The 25,649-nt window shown below is 49.1% G+C and carries 19 protein-coding genes; 8 read left to right on the forward strand and 11 right to left on the reverse strand.

Annotation, left to right across the window (positions count from 1 at the left end; genetic code table 11):
• Positions 1-128 precede the first annotated feature (128 nt).
• Positions 129-497, forward strand: a complete 369-nt coding sequence (locus A7975_RS14810; RefSeq protein WP_053372228.1) for a helix-turn-helix domain-containing protein — start codon at positions 129-131, stop codon at positions 495-497.
• On the opposite strand, the gene A7975_RS34160 is transcribed toward A7975_RS14810, so the two are convergent.
• Together A7975_RS34160 and gltB are read right to left on the reverse strand one after the other, a co-directional pair.
• Entirely contained in the window at positions 472-633 is a 162-nt protein-coding gene (locus A7975_RS34160; protein WP_157265553.1) for a hypothetical protein, read from the reverse strand. The genes A7975_RS14810 and A7975_RS34160 overlap by 26 nt on opposite strands.
• 213 nt (positions 634-846) lie before the next feature.
• Complete coding sequence (gene gltB, locus A7975_RS14815; protein WP_065385582.1) at positions 847-5,451, reverse strand: glutamate synthase large subunit; 4,605 nt, start codon at positions 5,449-5,451, stop codon at positions 847-849.
• A 426-nt stretch (positions 5,452-5,877) separates the two neighbouring features.
• On the opposite strand from gltB, the gene A7975_RS14820 reads away from it, so the two are divergent.
• Positions 5,878-7,221: a stalk domain-containing protein gene (locus tag A7975_RS14820; RefSeq protein WP_065385583.1), complete on the forward strand. Its 1,344-nt coding sequence runs from the start codon at positions 5,878-5,880 to the stop codon at positions 7,219-7,221.
• A gap of 6 nt (positions 7,222-7,227) precedes the next feature.
• Here the strand turns inward: A7975_RS14820 and kapB are convergent, their stop codons facing one another.
• Positions 7,228-7,623 carry a sporulation phosphorelay system protein KapB gene (gene kapB, locus A7975_RS14825; protein WP_053372231.1) on the reverse strand — a complete coding sequence of 132 codons (396 nt, stop codon included), beginning with the start codon at positions 7,621-7,623 and terminating at the stop codon, positions 7,228-7,230.
• 203 nt (positions 7,624-7,826) lie between these two features.
• Here kapB and A7975_RS14830 point away from each other — a divergent pair, with 203 nt between their 5' ends.
• The 3 genes from A7975_RS14830 (at position 7,827) to A7975_RS14840 (ending at position 11,493) form a co-directional block, all read left to right on the forward strand.
• Positions 7,827-8,942 carry an MGDG synthase family glycosyltransferase gene (locus tag A7975_RS14830; protein WP_053372232.1) on the forward strand — a complete coding sequence of 372 codons (1,116 nt, stop codon included), beginning with the start codon at positions 7,827-7,829 and terminating at the stop codon, positions 8,940-8,942.
• 84 nt (positions 8,943-9,026) lie between these two features.
• Positions 9,027-10,442 carry an NAD-dependent malic enzyme gene (locus A7975_RS14835; RefSeq protein WP_053372233.1) on the forward strand — a complete coding sequence of 472 codons (1,416 nt, stop codon included), beginning with the start codon at positions 9,027-9,029 and terminating at the stop codon, positions 10,440-10,442.
• Between the two features lie 397 nt (positions 10,443-10,839).
• Complete coding sequence (locus A7975_RS14840; RefSeq protein ID WP_082198202.1) at positions 10,840-11,493, forward strand: YqaA family protein; 654 nt, start codon at positions 10,840-10,842, stop codon at positions 11,491-11,493.
• Between the two features lie 74 nt (positions 11,494-11,567).
• On the opposite strand, the gene A7975_RS14845 is transcribed toward A7975_RS14840, so the two are convergent.
• Positions 11,568-12,473 carry a cation diffusion facilitator family transporter gene (locus tag A7975_RS14845; protein ID WP_053377422.1) on the reverse strand — a complete coding sequence of 302 codons (906 nt, stop codon included), beginning with the start codon at positions 12,471-12,473 and terminating at the stop codon, positions 11,568-11,570.
• A 255-nt stretch (positions 12,474-12,728) separates the two neighbouring features.
• The gene (locus A7975_RS14850; RefSeq protein ID WP_065385584.1) at positions 12,729-13,727 is read right to left on the reverse strand and encodes an ABC transporter substrate-binding protein; all 999 of its coding nucleotides are present in this window, start codon (positions 13,725-13,727) and stop codon (positions 12,729-12,731) included.
• Positions 13,728-13,992: 265 nt separating this feature from the next.
• Between A7975_RS14850 and A7975_RS14855 the strand changes: the two genes are divergently transcribed.
• The 3 genes from A7975_RS14855 to A7975_RS14865 are packed head-to-tail and all read left to right on the forward strand — an operon-like array spanning position 13,993 to position 16,923.
• Positions 13,993-15,003, forward strand: a complete 1,011-nt coding sequence (locus tag A7975_RS14855; protein ID WP_065385585.1) for a FecCD family ABC transporter permease — start codon at positions 13,993-13,995, stop codon at positions 15,001-15,003.
• A 1-nt stretch (position 15,004) separates the two neighbouring features.
• Entirely contained in the window at positions 15,005-16,048 is a 1,044-nt protein-coding gene (locus A7975_RS14860; RefSeq protein WP_065385586.1) for a FecCD family ABC transporter permease, read from the forward strand.
• A 59-nt stretch (positions 16,049-16,107) separates the two neighbouring features.
• A complete protein-coding gene (locus A7975_RS14865; protein ID WP_065385587.1) occupies positions 16,108-16,923 on the forward strand; it encodes an ABC transporter ATP-binding protein in 816 nt (271 codons plus the stop codon).
• Between the two features lie 60 nt (positions 16,924-16,983).
• Here A7975_RS14865 and A7975_RS14870 read toward each other — a convergent pair whose 3' ends face one another.
• From A7975_RS14870 to A7975_RS14895, 6 genes are all read right to left on the reverse strand, one after another.
• Positions 16,984-18,645 (reverse strand): alpha-glucosidase, encoded by a 1,662-nt coding sequence (locus tag A7975_RS14870; RefSeq protein WP_065385588.1) that lies wholly within the window; start codon positions 18,643-18,645, stop codon positions 16,984-16,986.
• A gap of 94 nt (positions 18,646-18,739) precedes the next feature.
• The gene (locus tag A7975_RS14875; RefSeq protein WP_053372239.1) at positions 18,740-19,831 is read right to left on the reverse strand and encodes a carbohydrate ABC transporter permease; all 1,092 of its coding nucleotides are present in this window, start codon (positions 19,829-19,831) and stop codon (positions 18,740-18,742) included.
• A 1-nt stretch (position 19,832) separates the two neighbouring features.
• Positions 19,833-20,915 carry a carbohydrate ABC transporter permease gene (locus A7975_RS14880; protein WP_065385589.1) on the reverse strand — a complete coding sequence of 361 codons (1,083 nt, stop codon included), beginning with the start codon at positions 20,913-20,915 and terminating at the stop codon, positions 19,833-19,835.
• A gap of 120 nt (positions 20,916-21,035) precedes the next feature.
• On the reverse strand, positions 21,036-22,433 hold the full coding sequence (locus A7975_RS14885) for an ABC transporter substrate-binding protein (RefSeq protein ID WP_065385590.1): 1,398 nt from the start codon (positions 22,431-22,433) through the stop codon (positions 21,036-21,038).
• Positions 22,434-22,716: 283 nt separating this feature from the next.
• A complete protein-coding gene (locus A7975_RS14890; RefSeq protein WP_331459218.1) occupies positions 22,717-23,730 on the reverse strand; it encodes a LacI family DNA-binding transcriptional regulator in 1,014 nt (337 codons plus the stop codon).
• Positions 23,731-24,004: 274 nt separating this feature from the next.
• On the reverse strand, positions 24,005-25,624 hold the full coding sequence (locus A7975_RS14895) for an ABC-F family ATP-binding cassette domain-containing protein (protein WP_053372242.1): 1,620 nt from the start codon (positions 25,622-25,624) through the stop codon (positions 24,005-24,007).
• Positions 25,625-25,649 lie beyond the last annotated feature (25 nt).

The raw sequence follows: 25,649 nt of genomic DNA on the forward strand, positions 1-25,649 counted from the left end.
CTCAATTCCTCCATCATACGAATAACAAAAATGATTCAAATCACTCATAATTTGTGCTAAATGCATGCAATTGTCGCGAATACGTATTAATATAGAATCAGCAGCCTTTCTAAGACAGGAGGAATTCGATGAGCATCGGTAATCGGCTTGCAGCATTGAGGGACGGGCGAAGGTGGACGCAATTGCAAACAGCCACTGCACTAGGCATATCACGAGCGGCTTTATCGCATTACGAGAAAAATCGAAGAGAGCCTGATACCGAAACATTGTCGAAGTTCGCGGATTTATTTCAGGTCACAGTCGACTTTTTGGTTGGTCGGACTTCAATCCCCCAGCAAACGTTAACCGATGAGGTTCGTGCCTTTGTCGACCATCTCGAGCTATCAGACGAAGAGCTATTAAAGAGCTATCACTTAAGCATAGATGGACGGGCGCTGACTCCAGATGAGACAAAACGCTTCATTGCTTTTATTAGGGCTGAGCGATTGCTGCGCTAGCGTCAGCATCCTTCTCTGGAATCCAACTTTCTTGCGGAATGCCAATTTGATCGAGTATGTCATGTATTTCAAGAGAGGTAATCTTTGAATGCGAAGCATCATCCTCGATCGACATTTCTATTTCATCTCTTAACATACGACCGACTCCTAATCGTGTAATGATAATGAAAGATATATTAACATCATTATACCTGAGCTATCGGATGGAATATGTCGGTTAGTGGGTGCGGCTTTTTTCTAATTTGCTGGCATTTTGTCGAAAAACAAAAGGGACTGTCGCCTGAAGTAGTTATTCTACTCCAGGGACAGTCCCTTATTTAAAACCTATAACCTTATTAGTCTTGCAATCTTATTTGCCGCCTGCACGAGCAAGCTCTTTTTTGTTCGCTTCGAAGGCTGCAAGCAATGCTTCTTCGCCCACTAAGCCGGTATCTTCGACTTTGCGGATTTGCTCAAGCATCCGTTTGTAGTCCTTCGGAATGACTTTGACGAATTTGGCAAGCGATACATCCCAATCATTTAACAGCCTGGAACCGATAGCACTTTCCGTATACTGTACATGGGATTCAATCAAGCCGCGCAGCTCTGCAATATCCTGCGAATCCTCAAGACGCTCCAGCAATACCATTTCCAAATTGCAATGGTTGTAGAAATCGCCTTTCTCATCGTAGACATATGCTACGCCGCCGGACATACCAGCGCCAAAGTTGCGTCCCGTATTACCGAGAATAACAACGCGCCCGCCTGTCATATATTCGCAGCCATGATCGCCCACGCCTTCAACGACAACATTAGCTCCACTATTCCGAACCGCGAAACGTTCGCCAGCTGCACCACGGATATATGCTTGGCCGCTAGTTGCGCCATATAGCGCAGTGTTTCCGATGATGACGTTCTCCTCGGCAGCAAAAGTTGCCTTCGGTGATGGAGCTACGATAATTTTACCGCCCGACAAACCTTTTCCGACATAGTCATTCGAATCGCCTTCGATCGATAGCGTGATGCCTTTTGGCACGAATGCGCCAAAGCTTTGGCCCGCTGTTCCAACGAAGTGATAAGAAATCGTATCCTCAGGCAAGCCTGCAGCGCCGTAACGACGTGTGACTTCGCTGCCCAGAATCGTTCCGACTACGCGGTTCGTGTTCAGGATAGGGAAAGTACCGCGTACGCGCTCACCGCTCTCAAGCGCAGCTTGCGCCAGAGGAACGAGCTGCTGCATATCAAGCGATAGCTCAAGACCATGGTTTTGCTCTTGAATGTTGTAGCGAACGGCATCCTGCGGAAGGTCAGCCTCGTACAGCAAGCCCGAAAGGTCGATTCCTTTCGCTTTGTAATGCTCACGCAGCTCTTTCGTTTCCAAAATATCGACGCGTCCAACCATCTCTTGAATCGTACGGAAGCCTAGCTCAGCCATAATCTCACGCAGCTCTTCCGCTATGAAGCGAAGATAGTTAACCACATGGCTAGGATCACCCATAAACTTTTTGCGGAGCTCTGGATTTTGTGTCGCTACGCCTACTGGACAAGTATCCAATTGACATACACGCATCATGATACAGCCAAGCACGATGAGCGGAGCAGTTGAGAAGCCATATTCTTCAGCTCCAAGCAATACTGCGATTGCAACGTCGCGGCCGTTCATCATTTTGCCGTCTGTCTCAAGGACAACGCGATCACGCAATTTGTTCAGCATTAACGTTTGGTGGGTTTCTGCAAGACCAAGCTCCCACGGAAGACCGGCATGACGGATCGAGCCCATTGGAGAAGCACCAGTTCCGCCGTCATAGCCGCTGACCATAATAACGTCAGCACGGCCCTTCGCAACACCGGTCGCGATTGTTCCTACGCCAACGCCCGATACGAGCTTAACGTTGATGCGAGCGCGCGGGTTGGCATTTTTCAAGTCATGAACAAGCTCAGCCAAATCCTCGATCGAATAAATATCGTGATGCGGCGGCGGCGAGATTAGACCAACGCCAGGCGTTGAGCCACGAACCTCGGCTACCCAAGGATATACTTTAAGGCCAGGCAGCTGTCCGCCTTCACCAGGCTTAGCGCCCTGAGCCATTTTAATTTGAATTTCGTCGGCATTAACCAAGTAGTTGCTCGTTACGCCGAAACGTCCGGATGCAACCTGCTTGATCGCGCTGCGCCTTGAATCTCCGTTTGCATCAGGAATGAAACGTGCAGGATCTTCCCCGCCTTCGCCTGTATTCGACTTGCCGCCGAGACGGTTCATCGCAATCGCCAGACTCTCATGCGCTTCCTTACTGATCGAACCAAACGACATCGCGCCTGTTTTGAACCGTTTAACGATAGATTCCAGCGATTCAACCTCTTCAAGCGGCACGGACTGGCGACCATCCTTAAACTTAAGCAAGGAACGAAGCGTTAGATGCTTCTTGTCCTCGCCCTGAACCAGCGCCGAGAACTTCTTGTAAAGCTTATAGTCGTTCGCACGCGAAGCCATTTGAAGCGTATGGATCGTTTGCGGCGTGAACAAGTGATCCTCGCCGTCTTTGCGCCATTGGTAATCGCCGCCGGAGTCAAGCTCCTTCTCTCCGCCTTCTTGCTCAGCGAATGCGCGGTTGTGATGCTTAAGCGTCTCTTCAGCGATAACATCGAGGCCGATGCCGCCGATACGGGACGGTGTCCATGTGAAGTATTCGTTAATGACTTCCTCTTTCAAGCCGAGCGCTTCGAAAATTTGTGCGCCGCGGTACGATTGAATCGTCGAAATACCCATTTTGGACAATATTTTAATAACGCCTTTAGTGGCTGCTTTAATAAAGTTTTTGACTGCTTTATCATGCGATACGCCGCGAAGCATGCCTTGACGAATCATGTCATCAAGCGTTTCGAAAGCAAGGTACGGGTTAACGGCGCTTACGCCGTAGCCAAGCAGCAAGGCAAAGTGATGCACTTCACGCGGCTCGCCCGACTCAAGCAATAGAGCTACCTTCGTACGAGTGCCTTGGCGAATAAGGTGATGATGCAACGCCGATACCGCTAGCAGTGCCGGAATGGCAGCATTGTCCTTGTCGACGCCGCGATCGGATAGAATAAGCAGATTATGGCCTTTCGCGATAACGCGGTCAGCCGCTTCGCACATTTGAGCAAGCGCTGCGCGGAGGCCAGCTTCGCCTTCATTCGCAGGGAAGAAGATCGGAAGCGTGATCGAGCGGAAGCCAGGGCGGCGCACATGGCGCAGCTTAGCGAATTGCTCGTTGGATAAAATCGGCGTAGCCAATTTGATATGACGGCAGCTTTCCGGCTCCGGGTTAAGCAGATTGCGTTCCGGTCCAATTGTAGTGCCAGTCGCCGTAATGATCTCCTCACGGATGGCATCAATCGGCGGATTCGTTACTTGGGCGAACAATTGCTTAAAGTAGTTGTACAAACGCTGCGGGCGCTCAGACAATACCGCAAGCGGCGCATCGTAGCCCATCGAAGCGATTGGCTCCGCGCCGCTGCCAGCCATCGGCTCAAGCACTTTGCGTACATCTTCGAACGTGTAGCCGAATGCTTGCTGTCTCATTTGAACCGTTTCATGGTTCGGCTCCGGCAATTCCGGCGCTTCCGGCAGGTCTTCCAAATCAACGAGATGCTCATCCAGCCATTCGCGGTAAGGATGCTCCGTTTCGATCTCCGCTTTCACTTCCTCGTCGGAGATGATGCGGCCTTTCTCTGTATCAACAAGCAGCATGCGTCCAGGACGCAGGCGGTCTTTGTATAAAATATCCTCTGGCGGAATTTCAACTGTTCCTGCCTCGGAGCCAAGTATAATGTGATCGTCCTTCGTTACATAGTAACGAGCTGGACGAAGACCGTTCCGGTCAAGAACCGCTCCGATTTTCACGCCGTCAGTAAAGCCCAGCGCAGCCGGTCCATCCCACGGCTCCATCAATGTGCTGTGGTATTCGTAGAAAGCTTTGCGCTCGTCGCTCATGCTCTCATGATTGGACCAAGGCTCCGGAACCATCATCATTGCGGCATGGGCCATCGAACGGCCGGACAAGAATAGAAACTCAAGCGTGTTGTCGAACATCGCGGTATCAGAGCCGTCAGGGTTAATAACCGGCTTGATTTTCTCGATGTCATCGCCAAACAGTTCCGTTGCAAACAACGTCTGGCGGGCATGCATCCAGTTTACGTTACCGCGAAGCGTGTTGATTTCGCCGTTGTGGATCATGTAATGGAACGGATGCGCACGCTCCCAGCTTGGGAATGTGTTCGTACTGAAACGGGAGTGAACGAGCGCCATTGCCGATACAACCGACTCATCATTAAGCTCGGTGTAGAACGAGCGAACCTGCTCGGTCGTAAGCATCCCTTTGTAAACGATCTTCCGCGAGGATAAGCTCGAGAAGTAGAACATATTGCCGCCTTCTTTGCCGGCATAACGAATCGCAAGCTCTGCACGCTTACGAATCACATATAATTTGCGTTCAAATGCCATATTGTCCTTCAAGCTATCGTTCATTCCGATAAATAGCTGACGAACATACGGCTTCACCGCTAATGCGGATTCACCCAGCTTGTTGTCATCCGTCGGTACCGTACGCCAACCGATTACCGATTGGTTCTCCTCTTGAACGATCGACTCCACTTCACGCTCAATTGCGATGCGGGCTGCTTCATCCTGCGGCATAAAAATCATACCGACAGCATAGCGGCCTTCGGCCGGAAGCTCGAGCTCTTGCTTCTTTAATTCAGCTGCAAAAAAAGCATGCGGAATTTGAAGCAAAATACCCGCTCCATCTCCGGTATTCGGTTCGCTGCCTTGACCGCCGCGATGCTCCATGTTCTCGAGCAGCATCAGCGCTTGGCGGATGACCTTGTGTGATTTAATTCCCTTGATGTTGGCCACAAAGCCCATGCCGCATGCATCTTTCTCGAACTGCGGATCATATAGCCCCTGCTTCGGCGGCAATCCCAAAATATGTTCTTTCATTGTGTGCAACCTTTCTATGAGAAGATTTTTGGGTAAGCGTGAACGTGTTGAAAATAAGCACCGATGAATACGCATTACGCTTCATTTTTGGCTTGTTTTATCATAGAATGGTAGTCAGCGAGGCGCATCGGCCTGCTCCTTGCCATTCATTAGCTAAACGGCCGGCGACTCGTCTTCATGAGCGCCATTCGTTTAATTGACCATATACCGGGCCTATACCGCGACATTGCGATTATTATATTATTTTAACATTAGGCAATAGCGGAATCAATTTAATATTTTCATAATTATTTGCACTATTTTACTACAATCATAAACTTCACATGTCGGCTTTTTGGCCGTACAACCTCCGTCTGTGAGAGTGATAAGCATATCATAAGTTCTAATTTTGCATTCATTTTATTTTATCAGAAGGATGTGTGCGTTTTGTATAGCAAGTTTAGGAAAGTCTTGCTGCGCGCAGCGGCCGGTGTCATGATCTCCGCTTTGATGGCGTCAGCGTTTGCCCAGCCTCTCATGGTTGCTCCAAACGGAGGGCAATCGGCAGTCGCCTATGCAGCATCCCAATCGGACAATCCTATTGAAGAGAAGATTTACAAAATCGTCGCAGTGGGCGATTCCGTAACAGCCGGTTACGAGTTTGGGTTTACCGAGCACTCGATTCCGTATGGCTATGTTGAGCATGTCTACGAGCAGGCTCTCTTCCACGGCCTTCGATCAGCTTATTCCAATTATGGCGTGTTGGGACTGAAGACTGCGGGGCTGAAGCGTTGGATGGAGGCGGTCGCTGGCGGAGAGAGCGTGAAAAGCGCGGATATTCAAAGCAATCTTCCCGACCCTCGCGCAGACCGCATATTCGCCGAGACTAAGCAGCTGCGGGAGGCTATAACCGAGGCTAGCTTGATCGTAATGACGATCGGCGGCAACGACATGTATTCCGTGCTTGCGAAGCTCGAAGCCGGAGCGGATCAAACGGAAGCAGCAGCCGTACGTGAAAACACGCTTGCCAGTTACGAGGCTGAGCTGGAAGCCTCGCTTCGATTAATGCTAAGCCTGCAGCCGAAAGCAGAGATCGTCATTGCAGATCAGTATTTGCCGATCCCGCAGCCTATCAAGGTAGGAGAGTTATTTTTTCCATTGTATCCCGAAGGTGATCGTTTGTTTCTTCTAGATAGCGTCAAACAGCTGCGCGAGCGTCTTAATTTGGTATCGGAACGACTAACGAAGGATGGCTTTCGCATTCGAATCGCAAACGTCGCCTCTTCATTTGTAGGCAATGAGCTTGCCTTCACCTCTATTGCCAAAGGAGATATTCATCCTAGCCGAGCCGGCTATGCGGCAATGGGCAAGGCGTTTGCGAAGGCCATTTGGAACGATTACCGGGTAGTGAAGCCGAGGGAGAGCCATGTGCCTGTATCGATTGTTGTCAAAGGCAAAGAGCTTATAAGTGCCAATAAACCGCTTCTTGTTCAAAATCGAACCTATGTGCCGCTCCGCAGCATTACGGATGCGACGGGAGCCGCCATTACATGGAATGCCAAAACTCAGACTGCATCCATCAAGCTGCAAAGCGGAACAGTAGATATTACCGCCGGTTCGACTACATATAGGAGCAACAGCGTGACTAAGCCGCTGCAGGCGCCGCCCGCTTTCATCCATTCGAGCGGCCATACAAGCACGCTTTACGTGCCGCTGGCCGCCATATCCGAAGGCTTGCAATTTCAAGTCGTTTACCGCGATACGTTAAAAACGGTCTTCATTAATAAATAAACGGCTTTATTTGTATTCCTTAAGAAGCTGCTGCATTTGCTCAAGCCCTTTTGCAGCCCAGCGCTGCAAGCGATCAAGCCCGGCTGCTTCCGCTTCTGCAGCAGCTCTTAGCGAAGCGTTGTACTCCGGAATGCTCCCAGTATGCTTCTTTATGTCACGAATCAGAACATTCGTTTTCTCCGTATAGCTAAGCGCGCGCCGCTCGTGAAAAATAGGAACATCCGGGTTATACGGATTATGCAAATCGCCTTGCTCAGGATGCTTGACTACAGCCAACACCTTAACGAGCGCGCGCGGTCCATTTAATTCGAGAAGCTCGCCGATATACTGGCCAGAGCGGATTTCCGCTCGAACGAAATCCCCAATTTTCAAACTTTGATCTTCTTGATCAAATAATTCCATTTAGCATCATCCTTGCTGTTTATTTTTTATCCACTTGTAAAATATATGTAAATATAGTTGACTCTAAGGATACATATCATAATAATATGCTCATCTGCTTTTAAGGATAAATTATGGACCGCTATATTCGCAACACTATCGGATAAAACTTGTGTTAGTCGCACTTGCATCGTAATATGGAATTAGAAAAGTAGGTGGAATGAATGCGTAAGAAAAGAGTGCTTCTGCTCTCTGAAGGCTTTGGCTCCGGTCATACTCAAGCTGCCTATGCGCTCGCTGTCGGACTAAAGCAATTATGTCCGGGGATTCAGACCCGCGTCATCGAGCTTGGAAAATTTCTTAATCCGGTGCTTGGTCCATGGATCATATCTGCATATCGCAAAACGGTAAGCAAACAGCCTAAGATGGTCGGTCTTATGTACCGCAGTAACTATAAAAAATCGTTTAACCGCCTTACACAGCTTGCGCTTCATCGCATGTTTTATACCCAAACGTCTCAAGTCATCTCGCAGCTTAAGCCGGATTTAATTGTATGCACGCATCCCGGCCCCAACGCCGTTGTAGCTAGACTTAAACGTTTAGGGCTGGATATCCCGCTTTACACGCTTATAACCGATTACGACGCGCATGGCTCTTGGGTAAACACGGAGGTGAACCGGTATCTGGTGTCATCTCCTCTTGTGAAGGATCGCCTTATTGACAAGGGCATCGCGGATAATCGCATTGAGGTTACGGGTATTCCCGTTCATCCGAATTTCTGGCATACATACGATAAAGAGGAAGTACGAGAACAGTTCCAGCTAAAAAACATGCCGACGGTACTTATTATGGGCGGCGGCTGGGGCATCATGTATGAGGACAATGCCCTCGAGTACATGACCAAATGGCGGGAGAGCACCCAGCTTATATACTGCGTTGGCTCGAATGAGAAGATGAAGGATAAGATGCTCGCCGATCCGCTTTTCCAGCATCCGAACATCCGTATCCTTGGGTTCACGCGCGAGGTTAACAAGCTGATGGACATATCGGATCTGCTTATTACGAAGCCCGGCGGCATGACCTGCACCGAGGGGATGAGCAAGGGAATACCGATGCTCTTTTATGAACCGATCCCGGGTCAAGAAGAGGAAAACTGCGAATACTTTATAAGCAATGGTTTTGGGGAAATGCTCGACTCAAACGATACCGTAGATCGATGGTTTTCGCTTATCCACGAGCCTTACGCCTCTGGTCAATTCAGAGACGGTCTGCTTACCAAGCGGAATCAACAATACGACCCGACGAGTTGCCCGAAAGCCGTCCTGCGCCTCATGCAGTGACGGCTTTCTTTCTAATAAATGAATGAAGCATAAATGGTAAGCCCTTATCCAAATAGTATAAATGACGAAGGGAGCTGTTTTTTTATGAGTTCGCATATGACAGACGGGAAAACTATTATTTTGAGGATCGAAATCGATACCAAGATCGCCCAGTTTGGACGAGCTGCCACAGCAATCGAGAAAGCCGGCGGCGATATCGTCGCCATTGACGTCATACATACGGATAAAAACAAAAGCTTACGCGACTTAACGGTCAAAATTATGGAGCAAGGCACGGCCGAGCGGCTGACGGCGGCGCTAAAAACATTAGCCGGTATCCGCTTAGTCCATATTTCCGACCGTACCTTCCTTCTGCATCTTGGCGGAAAAATAACGATCCAGCCCAAAACCCCCATTCAGAACCGCGACGATTTGTCCCGCGTTTATACGCCTGATGTCGCTAGAGTTTGCCAAGCTATTTTTGAAGAGCCCTCCAAGGCATTTACGCTCACCGTAAAAAGAAATATGGTCGCAGTCGTCTCCGACGGCAGCGCCGTGCTCGGTCTAGGCAATATCGGCCCGTATGCGGCTATGCCGGTCATGGAAGGCAAAGCGATGCTGTTTAAGCAATTTGCCGATGTAGATGCCTTTCCGATCTGCCTGGACACGCAGGATACAGAATCGATCATCGCGACGATCAAGAACCTTGCCCCTGCCTTTGGCGGCATTAACCTAGAAGATATTTCAGCGCCGCGCTGCTTCGAAATCGAGCAGAGGCTGAGGGAAGAGCTGGATATCCCCGTCTTCCACGATGATCAGCACGGTACGGCAGTCGTCTTATATGCCGGCCTTCTTAATGCGCTTAAGCTCACCGGGCGCACCTTAAGCGAGGCTCGCATCGTCATCTGCGGAATCGGAGCGGCAGGCACCGCTTGCACCAAAATGCTGCTCGCAGGCGGAGCTCGGCATATCGTCGGCGTTGACCGCGAAGGCATCTTAACCGCCGACCGATCCTACGAAAATGCGATGTGGCAGTGGTATGCGGACCATACGAATCCGGAGCGTCGCAGCGGCGGGCTTGCGGAAGCGCTTGTTGGAGCCGATGTATTCATTGGCGTATCAGCCGGCGGCATTTTGACTCGTGCGCACATAGAGACGATGGCCAAGGACCCGATCGTATTCGCGATGGCGAATCCGGAGCCTGAGATTAGACCGGAGGCAGCGGAGGATATTGTAGCCGTGTTCGCGACCGGACGCTCCGACTATCCGAATCAGATTAACAACGTCCTTTGCTTCCCGGGAATTTTCCGCGGGGCGCTCGACAGCCGCGCAACAACGATTAATGAAGAAATGAAGCTTGCGGCGGCGGAAGCCATCGCATCTGCCATTAGCGACGATGAGTTAAGCCCGATGTATATCATACCGAGTGTTTTCAATAGCAGAGTCGTTGAAGAGGTTCGCCGCCGCGTTATCCAAGCTGCTCAGCTAAGCGGCGTCTCGCGCCGCCAGACACGCGAGTAACAAGCTCCCGGCGCCTAGATGCAAAAGCCCCTTGTAAATGGGATAGCATTTCTCCCATCCGCAAGGGGCTTTTTTTAAACAAAATTTAACATCTCCACAGCCTCTATCTAAAAAACGGATTGAAACCTGAACGCGCCTACAAACGTATTCGTTCTTATAACTTGCCATAGATCCAATGAACTAAGTGCACTAAAGCTCGCATTTGCTAATTTCCAACAAACACATGACAACTATCATCTTTTTAACCGATTTAATTATGCTATAATTAAAATATCAAGCGCTAAAGCGCTTTTTCAACAAACTGCAGCATATGTTAGCACATAGGGGAAGTTCCAAATGGCATATCTCGTTAAGCAGGCTTTATGTGCAGGTTAGTTGACGGAAAGGGAGCCTGGTAATGTTTCAAGCTGTAGTTGACTTTTTAAAAGAATTCGGGCCATTGGGATTGTTTATTCATTCTTTTCTTGATGCCGTCATTTTTCCCATTCCTGCTTTCTTTCTGCAAGTTTCATTAAGCTTACTCAATCCATCAACTGCGCTATGGCTGGCTACCGTGGGCTATATCGCCTGTCTTTTAGGTACGCCTGTCGGGTATTATCTAGGGAAAGTAATGGGCAAATCAGTCCTATATAAATTTCTAAAAAAAGAATGGATCGACGCTGCCACGGATAAATTCCAGAAAAACGGCGAAGCCGCTATTCTTATTGGCTCGTTTACACCGATCCCGTTCAAAGTGTTTACCATTTTATCCGGCTGCCTGAATTTCCCATTATGGAGATTGATCGGCTACGCCGCAATCGGCCGAGGATTAAAGTTCTATATCGTTGGTTCCTTATTTTATTTTTACGGACGCGCCGCGGAACATATGGTTAAGGATGTATCCTTATACATTTTCGTAGTGGCCGTACCGCTCGTAGTCGTGTATCTTTTGCTTCGCAAAAGAAGCAACAAGAAAAAAGCGCTGGCGAGCAAACAAGCAGCCGAGACTCAGAGCGAGCAGGCTGAACCAATCAAACAAGCCGAGAGCACTACGATACAAATCGATTCTTAAATGAAACGCATATGAATGAGAAAGGCAGGTCAGGGAATCCCCTAACCTGCCTTTTATTATGAATAACAAGCCTTCTAATGCTTCCCTGTCGTACTGACCTCGATATGCTCTACAAGCACATCCGGCTCAACGTGTACATGAACGCTCATGATGTTGTGCTTGCGACCCATACGCTGCTCGATTTCGTCGCTAATCCGGTGGCTTTCGATGAGTGTAAGCTCGGGATCCACCTGTACGATAACATCCACGAGCACGTGGCTGCCATGCACTCTTGCTTTAATATCCTTTATCGATTTGACGCCTTTCGTCTTGGCGATTGTCGTCCGCAGGGAAGAAAGCTCGTTCTCGTCAAAACCATCCGTTAGCGCATGCGTAGAGCTGTAGAAAATTTCCCATGCGGTTTTACATATAATAACGCCTACCGCCAAAGCAGCAACAGGATCGAGCCACGGCAAGCCGAACTGTGCTCCTATAATGCCTATAGCTGCGCCAATACTCACTAGCGCATCTGACAAATTGTCTTTTGCGGCCGCTAGCAAGGCTTGATTATTTATGCGCGTTGCCAGCTTGCGATTGTATAGATAGACGCCGCCCATGCAGGCTGCCGCAAACAAAGCGATCCATGCCGACATTAAATTTGGAACATGGTGGTCGCTCGCAAACAATGACTTTACTGCTCCAATTAACACTTGGATGCCGACCGTTGCCATAATGAAGGAGGCAATTAACGCTGCAATCGTCTCCGCGCGAAAATGTCCGTAAGGATGGTCCTTATCAGGCGGCTTCTGAGAAATGCGTAATCCGATTAAAACCGCCGCCGAAGCAACGATGTCCGTTAAGTTGTTAAACCCGTCTGCAACGAGGGCCCCGGAAACGAACCAATAGCCAGCGCCAAGCTTAATCGCAGAGAGCACCAAATAAGCGGCGATGCTTATCCAAGCGCCCTTCTCGCCCTGTTTTATTTCTTCATATTGATCCAGTTTCAATACCTCCCCAAACGAGAACCGTATGTATTTGTGAGTCTTGAAAATAATCTATCGGTATCATACCCGAGAGAACCTGTGTGGGTCTAGAGAAACAGTGTTTACCAGGTACGCACTTTTATGCATTTACGCAACAATTCAGTTCTTTATCGGATGGCTAAATGATTAGCATTGACATGTTTTTTAATGTAGATTCCTCCTTGTAAAAAAATAAAAAACAGCCGGAGCAATGTCCGGCTGCTTTCACATGATTTATTGAATTTCATAAATTTTATAAAGCTCATCAAGCATTAGGTTAGCTGCAATTACGCCGCCAGCTGTATTCCAGATCGCATCGCTTACGCGAATGGCCTTGTTGTTTTTCACAACTTGCAGGCTTTGCCATAGCGGGTCCTTCAGCATTTCTTCTTCCATCGCCGTTCCTTTGCCGTCGCCAGTCTCATAAGTGAAGTAGAAGAGCATATCCGCATCAACCTCTGGCAGACGTTCCTTCGTAATTTCTTCTACGAATGTATCTTTATATTTTTGGCTATCAGGACGTGTAATGCCGAGCTTGGAGAACGCAATGCCTGTAAAAGTATCCTCTAGGTAGATACGCGTTTTGCCAGCCATAAAACGAACAACGGATACTTTTTGGTTCAGCTTGTCGCCTGCTTTAGACTTAAAGTCTGCAGCACGGTTGTCGTATTCAGCAATAACCTTTTCTCCTTCGGTTTTCTTGCCGACTGCATCTGCATACAACAAAAAGTTGGATTGCCATGCTCCGCGCAATGTCTCGGAGAAGATCGTTGGCGCAATAGCCGCTAGCTGGTTATAAACTTTCTCTTGGCGCAGCTTGTTGCCAATAATGAGATCCGGTTTAAGGCTGGCGATCAGCTCGATATTCGGCTGACTTTCTTCGCCGACTTCAGTAACGCCTTCCATGTCTGCTTTGATATGGTCGTACCAAGGGTCGCCCGTCCACGATTTTACTGCGCCTACCGGTTTAATGCCGAGTGCAAGCAGCGCTTCCGTTCCTTCGTTCGTCAATACGACGATACGTGCTGGCGTTCCTTCGATTTTCGTTTCGCCCATTGCATGCGTAATCGTTCTTGCTTCTTCAGTCTTCGGCGTGCCGGAATCATCCGTTGCAGCCGCATTCCCCTTGCTATCGTTTGACCCGGATTGGCCACACCCCGATACGACTACGGCTAGCGTAAGCAACATAGTAGTTGCAGTCCAAGTGAATTTCTTCTTTAATGAATGGAACATTTTATTTTCTCTCCCTCTTATTGAAAATCATTCTCATTGTTATCCCAAACGAAACTATACCAGCTGTGCAACGCAAAGTCAATAACTATTGATAATGATTTTCAACTTCATTGACACTATCTAACCGATACCCTAAAATGTTGGAGTAGCACTAATAGCTTCAATACCAAGGCAATGTTGAGCACGCTCGTTCAAATATCTCGTTTTTTCCTTGAAACGGTACAGTCATACCTATTAAACACTGAGAAAGAGGCAAGAGGAAATTATGGATACTCTATTGCATACGCGCACGCTTAAGGTAGCAGGGCTAATTGCGGGACTGCTCCTATTTGCTGCGGGTATCGTTTGCAGCATCGCCTTCGGAACGACCAACATCAGCTGGCGTACCATCTTAGACTCCTATCAAGCATTTGACAGCAAGTCACAGCAGCATCTTATTATTCAAACGGCTAGAATGCCTCGTGCGCTCATCGCAGCCATCGTTGGAGCAGCTCTGGCTGTCGCCGGCTCTCTTATGCAAGGCATTACGCGCAATCAACTCGCTTCCCCCAGCATTTTCGGCATTAATGCAGGAGCGGTTTTCTTCATTGTTGTAGGCACCGCCTTTTTTGGCGCAAGCGGCCTAACGACATTCGCATCTCTCGCATTCATAGGCGCCGCTTTCACGGCGATCCTTGTTTATACGCTTGGCTCCATCGGGAATGATGGCCTGACACCGCTTAAGGTCACGCTGGCAGGAGCTGCTTTGACCGCGTTCTTCTCGTCTCTAGCGCTTGGCTTGCTCCTTACGAACGGTCAAACGTTTGACCAAGTTCTTAATTGGTTTGTAGGCTCCGTATCGGATCGCAATATGAAAATCTTCACGACTGCAGCTCCATATATGGTCGTAGCCCTAATTGGCGCGCCAGTGCTTGCCAGACATATGAACGTACTGTCACTTGGAGAAGATATAGCCGTTGGGCTGGGACAAAAAACCGTTTATATCAAATTGGCAGCAGGAGTCATTATCGTCTTGCTTGCGGGAGGCTCGGTATCCATGGCTGGCCCGATCGCATTCGTAGGCATCATCGTGCCTCACCTAATGCGGTATTTGGTCGGTATCGATTATCGCTGGGTCATTCCATACTGCGCGATATATGGCGCTATTTTGCTGCTGGCAGCCGATATCGGCTCACGGTATATTGCTTTTCCGAAGGAAGTTCCCGTTGGCATTATGACTGCGATCATAGGCGTTCCTTTCTTCGTGTTTATCGCCAGAAGAGGAGGCCGTTCCTAATATGAACAAATGGATTACAATCAGAGGCCGCAGGCATTCCTATCAGCTGGACCGCCGAACATTAATGATTATTTTATTGTTGACCGTTGCGAATTTAGCCGCAATCGTCATTTGCGTTGGCCTTGGCAGCAAAACGATAAGCCCTATTAACGTCATTCGCGCTTTATTTGGAGCCGCTGATTCATCCGATTCCATGATTATTTTCTCGCTTCGGATGCCGCGTGTTTTGATTGCCGTACTGGTAGGCTCGGCGCTAGCCGTATCCGGCGCTTTGCTGCAAGGAATCGTACGCAATCCATTGACTTCGCCAGATATTATCGGAATAACCGGGGGAGCTTCACTTGGAACCGTGGTATTCATCCTATACTTCTCGCATGTCAGCATCGTCTTCATGCCGCTGAGCGCAGTCATTGGCGCTTTTGGCACTGCTTTTCTTATTTATATTTTCGCTTACCGCAAGGGCATTACGCCGCTTAGACTCGTTCTTATCGGCATAGGGATGGCAACAGCGTTAACAGCCGTAACCTATATGCTCATCTTGACGGCTTCCTTTACGCCTACTGCGGTAGCGGTCAAAGCTTTTACGTTTATGACTGGCAGCATCTATGGGGTATCGTGGGAAAGAGATGTTGCGACGCTGCTTCCATGGATTATCGTTTTATTTCCAATCGCTCTTCTCTTCGCCAGACATCTTAACGTACAGGAGCTTGGGGATGAGGTCGCGACGAGCGTAGGCAGCTCCGTCCAAGTGAAACGGACGGTTCTACTTATCATCAGCGTTGCGCTTGCCGGCGCTGCGGTTGCAATCGGCGGCGCTATCAACTTTATCGGCCTAATGGCTCCGCATATTGCACGGAAACTAGTTGGCCCTTCTTATGGCGGGGTCATACCCGTATCCGCATTAATCGGATCACTTATCCTGCTGCTCTCAGACCTTGTCGCTAGGGTAGCATTTATCCCGCTTGATATTCCCGCTGGCGTCTTCACAGCGGCGATCGGGGCGCCGTTCTTCATCTATTTGCTCTACCGTCATCGTAATGGATAGCAACCACCTCTAAGCCAAGCAAGTAAAAAAATGAATAAATAAAAAAGGGAGTGGTTCTCATGTCCTCCATTCAAGCGAAAAACCTAACCTTGTCCTATGGGCAAAAAGCGATATTCAACAATCTTGATTTACTTGTTCCGCCAGGTAAAATCACGGTATTCATCGGCAGCAACGGCTGCGGAAAGTCAACGCTGCTTCGTTCCCTTGCCCGCCTTTTGAAGCCTCAGGAGGGCTCTATCCTGCTTGATGGGGCTGAAATAGCCAAGCTCTCGAGCAAGGAAATTGCTAGACGTCTCGCGATCTTGCCGCAAGGTCCCATCGCGCCGGAGGGGCTTACCGTTCACCAACTCGTGAAGCAAGGACGTTATCCTTACCAAAGCTGGCTTCAGCAATGGTCGCAAGAGGATGAGAAGATGGTAAAGAAGGCGCTGGAGGTTACGCATATGGACGAGTTCTCCTCCCGTTCGGTGGACTCGCTGTCCGGCGGCCAACGCCAGCGCGCATGGATAGCGATGACACTGGCTCAGAACACGCCGACTATTTTACTAGACGAGCCGACCACCTATCTTGATATGGCCCATCAGATCGAGATTCTTGATTTGCTGTTTGACTTAAACGAGCAAGAGAACCGTACAATCGTGATGGTGCTGCATGACATTAATCTCGCTTGCCGTTATGCCGATCATATCGTGGCCGTGAAAGACGGGCGCATTCACGCACAAGGATCACCGGAAGCCATTATGAACGAACAGCTCATCCGATCCGTCTTTGAGATGGAATGCCAAATCACGACCGACCCTATCTTTGGAACGCCGCTTTGCATCCCTTACGGCAAGGGACGCAAGCTGTCCGTTGCACATGCAAGCGTACGCTGAACAATAAAAAATGGTGGACCAGGGATATTCCTGCTCCACCATTTTTCATATTGTATTGAATTAACCCAATACCTCATAAATTCGCGCTTCAAAAGGCCGCAGCTCGACGCTTCTGTTCTCCTCGTTCCAAATGCTGGGCGTATCTTTATAATTGCCAAGCACCAGCTGCAGATTCATTGATTCGGCACCGCAAATCGGATCTGAGAATGTGAACGTCCGTGCTTCTTCTCCATGATTCAGCAGCACAATCCATTCGGTCTCATCCAGCTCGCGCACATAAACATATAAATGCGGATCATCCTCGCTGATATCGGTGAAATTGCCGTATACCATTACAGGATGGCTCTTTCTCAGGGCAATCAGTTTTCTGTAAAAAGCCAGCACCGAATGGGGATCGTTTTCCGCTAGCTCCACGTTAATTTCCTCATAATTCGGATTAAGCTTTATCCATGGCTCTTCGCTGCCAAAGCCCGCATTCCGGCTGCCATTCCACTGCATCGGCGTTCTTGAGTTGTCACGGCTAAGCGGCTGCAGAGCTTGGAACACCGCCGCAGGATCCTTGCCTTTGCCGACCTCTTCCACATACTTATTAATCATGGCAATGTCCTTGTAATCGCCAATCGTTTCGTACCTTACGCCCGTCATGCCGATCTCTTCGCCTTGATAAATATACGGAATGCCTGGCAGCGTATGAATCATCGTCGCAAGCAGCGTAGCCGATTCCTCGCGGTACTCCTTATCGTTGCCGTAACGCGATACCTGCCTGGTATGGTCATGGTTATTAAGAAATTGCGAGCCGAAGCCGCGTCCTTCCAAAGCCTCTGCCCACTGCCTTTGAATATGCTTGAAGCGAACCATATCCCACTCCGGCATTTCATCGGCCACTTCAAAGTGGAACAGCGTGTTCAACTCTTGGCGCTCCTCGTCAACAAACAATGCGCCTAGCTCCGGCGTAGCAAAGGCGATTTCACCGACGGTCATCATATCATAATGGCGAAATACCTCATGGTTCATTTCCTGCAAATATTCGTGAAGCCCCGGATTATGCGTCAAATAACGAATATCGCGCGGGTCCTCCACATCTGTAAAGCTTTGCGGTTTAGCCAGCAGAGCAAGAGCATCAAGACGAAGCCCGTCTACCCCTTTGTCCAGCCAAAAGCGCAGCATTTTATAAATTTCCAGCCGCATTTCTTTGTTTGCCCAGTTCAAATCCGGCTGCTCGATCGCAAACGAATGCATGTAGTATTGGTTCGTAGTTTCATCCAGCTCCCAGCTTGATGGATTAAAATACGAGCGCCAATTCGTTGGCGGCTCCCCATCCTTGCCGTCCTGCCACACATACCAGTCTCGCTTCGGGCTGCTGATCGACGAGCGCGATTCAAGGAACCACGGGTGATGGTCCGATGTATGATTGACGACGACGTCCATCATGATCTTCATGCCTCTCGCATGGGTCTCCTTGACCAAAAGCTCAAAATCCGCCATCGTGCCTGCCTTTTTCATCACCGTATAATAATCAGACACATCGTAGCCATTGTCCTTGTCAGGCGATTCGTTAAATGGATTAATCCACACCATCGTCACGCCGAGCGATTGAATATAATCAAGCTTCTCGATAACACCGCGCAGATCACCGATGCCATCTCCGTTTGTATCACGGAAGCTCCGCCAATAAACCTGATATACAACCGATTCCTTCCACCAAGCCTGCTTTGCCTGCATGCCAATCTCTCCTTCTCTCTACATACAAATGGCGCGCGAGGGGACACCGTGCCCAGACGCTGCGCCATTCTTTTTTATCCGATATAAAACACGTTTAACCTTTGATCGAGCCGCCAAGCATGCCGCGAACAAAATATTTTTGCAAAGCGAAGAATACGGCTAATGGCATCAGCATGGAGACGAACGCGGCTGCTGTGAGCAAATGCCAGTCATTGCCGCGAGAACCGACCATATTCGCAATATTCATGGACAATACCTGTACCTCCGGCTGGCTGCCGAGGAAGATAAGCGACACCAGATAATCATTCCATACCCATAAAAACTGGAATATGCTGATCGACGCAAGCGCGGGAACCGAGAGCGGTAATATAAGCTTGCTAAAAATCGTAAAGTTGGTTGCCCCATCCATAAACGCCGATTCGAATAAATCCTTTGGCAGCTGGCTGATGGAGGTGTACATGAAATAAGTAATCAGAGGCAAACCAAACGCCGTATGCGCGAGCCATATTCCGAAATAGGTACCGTTGAGTCCAAGCGACGTATAGTCGCGCAAAATCGGGATGAGCGCCACCTGAATCGGCACAACGAGCAGCGCGATAACGATGACGAACAACGTTTTCCGCCCCGGGAAACGGAGCCATGCAAAGGCATAAGCCGCAAACGATGCAATAAAGATCGGTATGACGGTCGCCGGTATCGTAACCGCAATCGTATTCCAGAAGGAACGCGACATGCCGCTTCCCTTCTCCGTTTTTGTCGTTCCGTCAGGCATCGTAATCGCGTAGGTTTTCCCGCCAAGCACGGTCTCGTAGTTCTGAGTGGTAAAGTGAGAAATGAGCGTCCAATGCTTCTCCTGCACATTAAGTGTCCTAGCCCGCCGATTTTCCCAAATCAGACGTTCCCCGTCCATCTGCACACCTGCACGCAGTTGATCATCAGAGAAGGTTTTCCCGTTTACTTTGATCGGTTCACGGAGATCCGTGTCCTTTGGCAGCTGCAGCTTTTCTGTCGTCTGCCAATCGCGATGGGGCAAAATGTTCCACCAGCCCGTTGCTAAAATATCTGCGGCAGGCCGGAATGAGGATACGAGCAGCCCGAGCGTCGGGATCGTCCAAATCAAGCAAATGATAGCGAGTACGGTGTTCACGAGCCATTTGGACTTGCGAACTTTTTTAGTTTTGCTCATATTAGAAGCCCCCCTCTCTACGGAACTGGCGCAGATTGATGATGATGACAGGTATGACCGCAATGAGCAGCACGATAGCTAAAGTCGAGCCATAACCTGCGTTTTGGTACATAAACAGCTGGCGATAAAACTGCGTTGCCACAACATCCGTCTCATATTGTCCGCCGGTCATGATCATGACTACATCGAATATTTTGAGCGTAAATACAATAATCGTCGTCGTAACTGAAAGCAGCGTTCCCGCGATATACGGAATCATGATTTTGAAGAAAATGCGAATCTCGCCCGCACCATCCATCCGGGCAGCTTCCAGCATGTCCTCTGGGATGCTCTTAATCGCCGCAGAGAAAATTACCATAGCAAAGCCCGTTTGCATCCAGATGAGAATAACGATAAGGAACAGGTTGTTCCAAGGCTGAATCATGCTAAGCCATGCCTGCGGCTCGCCTCCGAATTTCACGACGATCGCATTTAGCAGGCCGATCTGCTCCTCGCCTGGCTGATAGTAATAAATAAATTTCCAAATGACGCCTGCCGCTACGAACGAGATCGCCATCGGCATAAAGATAAGTCCCTTTGCAAGCTTCTCGAAGCTGCTTCGGTCAGCCAGAATGGCAATAAGAAGACCTAAGCCTACGCATGCCAGCGTGCCGAAAAATACCCAAAGCAGGTTGTTACGAAGCGCCATAACGAGCAGTCGGTCCGAAAATACAGCTACATAGTTGGCAAAGCCGACAAAATTGACGGAGCCGGCATCAAAGAAGCTTAAATACAACGTCCGCAATGTCGGAAAAACAAGCAGCCAGCCAAGCAGCAGCACCGCCGGACCAACAAATACAAAAGGCAATATTCTCCGCTTCCATTGATCCGGATATTTCTCGACTACCCAGTTAAACGAGTAGTAAATAAAATAAATGCCAAGTGCTCCCCACAGGACAGCCAGTACAGCGTTGACGATTGGCGGCAGATTGGAGTCGCGGAAAAATATAAAGATGCACCCGTGAAGGACAATATTAAAAACTGGCACGAGCACGGATAACAACAGTAGCCGCAGAGCATTGCCTTTCCTAGCCTGTAGTTCCATTAGAATCCTCCTCCAAGGTTTGTGAATACAAACCTGACTTCGTAAGCTGCAATTCACTCCTGGGATTATGGAGGGGCTTTCGCCTTCCGGCGAGAAGCCCCCGAATCCTCAAGCAGCCAATTATTTTTTCCAGCCTGATTGAATTTCTTTAAGCGCCGTATCCAGGTCGACCGTACCGCTTACCCAGTCCGTCATCCCTTTCCAGAATGTGCCTGCGCCAACTGCGCCAGGCATCAAATCGGAGCCGTCAAAACGAATCGTATCCGCTGTTTTCACGAATTCAGCCATTCTGCGCTCTTGATCATTAGGGTACCAAGATGGATCAGCATCATTCATCGGCGCAGTTACGCCGCCCGTTTGAATCCAAGCTTTGAGCGATTCACCCGTTGTGAAATATTCCATTACAGCGCGAACCTCTGGGCGATCGTTAAACATCGCGTAAATATCGCCTGAGATTAGAGCCGGTTGGCCATATTGCTCATCAATTGCTGGCATTGGGAACCAATCGTAATCGTCAGCAGTCAGCCCTTCTGGGAAGAAGCTTGTAATAAAGCCCGCTTGACGGTGAAGCCATGCTTTTGGCGGGTTGTCGAACAGCGGCTTAACCGCATCGCCAAACGATGTTGTCGCGATCGATTTTTTTCCACCGTATACATAATCCTCGTTGAACCAAATCTCCGCCATTTTTTCAGCCGCTTTTTTGACAACCGGATCTGTGAAAGGAAGCTCGCCAGATACCCATTTATCGTAATTTTCCGGCGTCGTCGTACGGAGCATAATATCCTCCATCCAGTCTGTAGCCGGCCAGCCAGTCGCCGTACCGCTCTCGATGCCAATGCTCCAAGCAGGGTCGCCGTCCTTCGCGATCTGGTCAGTCAGAGCCATAAGCTCTGTCCATGTTTTCGGAACGGTATATCCAGCTTCCGCAAAAGCTTTTTTGTTGTACCAGACTAAGCTTTTCACGCTGCTGCGTGCCCAAACGCCTGACATTACGTCACCGCTGGCACCCTTCATCGTTGCCATGTCGAGCCAGCTTTGGTTGTATTGCTTTTTCAAATATTCATCGCTCAGGAACGATTTCACGTCGACAACCTTACCGGAGCCCACGAACCCTTTGAGCAAGCCCGGCTGCGGGAAATCCGCAATGTCAGGTGCATTTCCGCCGTTCACGCGAACAGAGATCGTCGCTTCGAATTCCTTTGAGCCTTCATAAGCGATATCGATGCCGGATTTCTCCTCGAACGCTTTAATGCTCTCGTTAAACTTCACTTCATCCGCGTCCGTAAATGGACCAAACATCGTAACCTTTTTCCCTTTGAAATCACCCTTCAACGCCTGCGCCAGCGCGCTGTCGCCTGCTCCAGCATTCGTTCCGCCCTCAGTTGTATCGCTTGGCTTCTCCGTCGGCTTGTTCGTCGTGTTATTTGTATTTTTTCCTCCGCAAGCCGTAATTGCCATTGCCAGCACAAGCATTAGAATAAAGACAGTCAATGCGTTTTTTGTTTTTCTCGTATACATAGACCTCATCCTTTCATGTTTAAGTAATTCAGTAACTAAGTTACACGTACATGTCCCTTTTGAAACGCTATTTTAAAAATAGAAGACGAGCTGAGTCATCACCTCCTTAAAGTGCCAACATAGCCTCTTTTTATGCCCAGGTTAGATTGAAATCGAATGTCGTCCATTAGATAACGCTTACATTGGGTTGAAAAGCTTTTCAAGATTCGACAGCGTAAACGCCTAAAGCCCTTTTTAGCGGCAAAAGCCCGTTTCGCAAAAATTATTTGCTGCTCATTTGACGTTACTGCGGAATAGGTTTGGTCGATTCGCGCACGATCAAATGGTGAGGCAGCTTCTCTCTAAGCACGGCTACTTCTCCTGTCGTAATCAGCTCATGCAGCTTCTGTACCGAACGATAGCCGATATCATAAGTCGGTTGATCTATCGTTGTAAGCTTCGGTATAAACATTTGAGCCATGCGAATATTGTCAAAGCCAACTACGGACATATGCTCGGGAACCGATTTGCCATGGTCACGCAAAAACGAAATCGCGCCCATCGCGAATTCATCCGACGCTGCAAAAATGGCCGTCACATCAGGGCAGCGCGTTAGCAGCAGCTCCGCTGCATCATAAGCATGCTCGAACCGATGCTCGGCAAACGTGATGTTATTCTCATATTCCGTAAGCCCAAACTCCCGCAATGCCTTCTTGAAGCCCGCATAACGCGGCTCCCCAGAGATCGTATACCCTAACGGAAAACCGATCATTCCAATCTTGCGGTGGCCTGCTTCTACCAGATGCTTAACCGCTTCATATGCGGCTTGCTCATCATCGATGTCGACAGAAGGAATATCGTATTCGGGAGCATTGGTTGATGCCAATACGAAGGGCAGGCGGTAACGCTGCATTTCCTCGTAATACTCTTCGTGCAGCGAATCGCTCGTAAAGACGATGCCATCAACCTGCTTTTCAAAAAAGCTTTGCACGTAAGAAATCGTCCGCTGCTTGTCGCGATCCGTATTGCAGATCATTAGGCTGTGGTTCAGCATAACGGCTGCGTCCTGCATGCCCCGGATCAAGCCGGCATAATAGGGGTTTTCGATATCCGGAATCATAACGCCAAGCGTATCTGATTTTTTGTAGATCAGCCCCCTAGCGAATCCATTCGGTTGGTATTGCAATACTTCAATTGCTTCCAGCACCTTCACACGCTTTTCTTCCACTACGGTTTCCGGCGCGTTCATAACCCGGGATACCGTGCTAATGGATACGTTTGCGTATTTTGCGACATCGCGTATGGTCGATTTCATCATTGCACGCCTTTCTTGATGAGCGAGATCGTTTGTCATAATGTATACTAGCTTGCTCCAGATCAAATTATTTTAAATCGATTATCTTCCGACCCTTTATGAAAGGGCTTACTGAAAAGCTTTTCTGAAAACCTTTTCAAACGTAGTATAATCCCTTTTCGCTTATTGTGCAACCTTAAATTTCATATGCTTGTCTACTTCCCTCTGCTACTTGCAGCATCAAAAAAAGCGCCAGCCTGCAAAGTCTCCTATGCAGGCTGGCGCTCTATTATAAGATTTATACGGCGTACATACGCTCGCGGAGTGCTTTAACCTCAGCACTCTCAAGGTACTCGTCATAAGTCATCATTCGGTCGATAACGCCGTTTGGCGTAATTTCAACGATTCGGTTAGCAATCGTTTGAACGAACTGATGGTCATGCGATGTAAACAGAACGGTACAATCCGTGTCCGTAAGGCCGTTGTTAAGCGCCGTAATCGATTCAAGATCCAAGTGATTCGTTGGCTCATCGAGAATAAATACGTTGGCGCCCTCAAGCATCATCTTGGAGAGCATGCAGCGAACCTTCTCGCCCCCGGACAATACGCTTGCTTTCTTCATCGCATCGTCGCCGGAGAATAGCATACGGCCAAGGAAGCCGCGAATGAACGTCTCATCCGGGTCCTTCGAATATTGGCGAAGCCATTCCACCAGGTTCAAGTCTACCCCATCGAAATAAGGAGAGTTGTCTTTCGGGAAATAAGCCTGCGTAGTCGTTACGCCCCATGAATAGCTGCCCGAATCCGCTTCAACCTCGCCGACAAGCAACTGGAATAGCAAAGTCTTCGGCAAGCTGTTTGGTCCAACAAAAGCAACCTTGTCGCCTTTGTTAAGCGCAATGGTCAGGTTGTCGATAATTTTCTCGCCGTCGATCGTTTTCGTCAAGCTGTCAACAAGCAATAGCTGCTTGCCCGCTTCACGCTCCCCTTTGAAGAGGATAAACGGATACTTGCGGTTCGATGGGCGAATATCGTCAAGCGAGATTTTCTCAAGCAATTTCTGCCTGGATGTCGCTTGCTTCGCCTTCGATTTGTTCGCGCTGAAGCGCTGGATAAACGCTTGAAGCTCTTTAATCTTGTCTTCCTTCTTCTTGTTCTCACCGCGCATCAGCTGCAAAGCAAGCTGGCTGGATTCGTACCAGAAGTCGTAGTTGCCGACGTACATTTGGATTTTGCCGAAGTCAATATCCGCAATGTGCGTACAAACCGTATTCAGGAAATGCCTGTCATGGCTGACAACGACAACAGTGCCTTTGTAATCGGCAAGGAAATCTTCGAGCCAACGAATGGACTCAATGTCCAAGTGGTTGGTAGGCTCATCGAGCAATAGAATGTTCGGCGCGCCGAACAACGCTTGTGCCAGCAATACGCGAACCTTCTCGTTACCGCTTAGGTCAGCCATTTTCTTATCGTGCAGCTCAGGCGTGATGCCTAGGCCATTCAGCATTTCTGCCGCTTCCGACTCTGCTTCCCAGCCGTTCATATCAGCAAATTCAGCTTCAAGCTCGCCTGCGCGCATGCCGTCTTCATCCGTGAAGTCCGCTTTTGCATAAAGAGCGTCCTTCTCCTTCATCACTTCGTAAAGACGTTTGTGACCCATCATTACCGTCTCAAGTACGACGGACTCGTCGTATTCGTAATGGTTCTGCTTCAGAACGGCTAGCCGCTCGCCCGGCGTTATATGAACTTCCCCGTGCGATTGCTCCACTTCGCCTGATAGTATTTTTAGAAAAGTCGATTTGCCTGCGCCGTTAGCGCCAATCAAACCGTAACAGTTGCCTGGCGTGAACTTGATGCTTACATCTTCAAAAAGCGCCCGCTTCCCATAACGGAGCGTTATGCCACTTGTACTAATCATTCGTTTAATCCCGTCCTTCACTACA

This window comes from Bacillus sp. FJAT-26390 (assembly GCF_001682865.1).
GTDB lineage: Bacteria > Bacillota > Bacilli > Paenibacillales > Paenibacillaceae > Pristimantibacillus.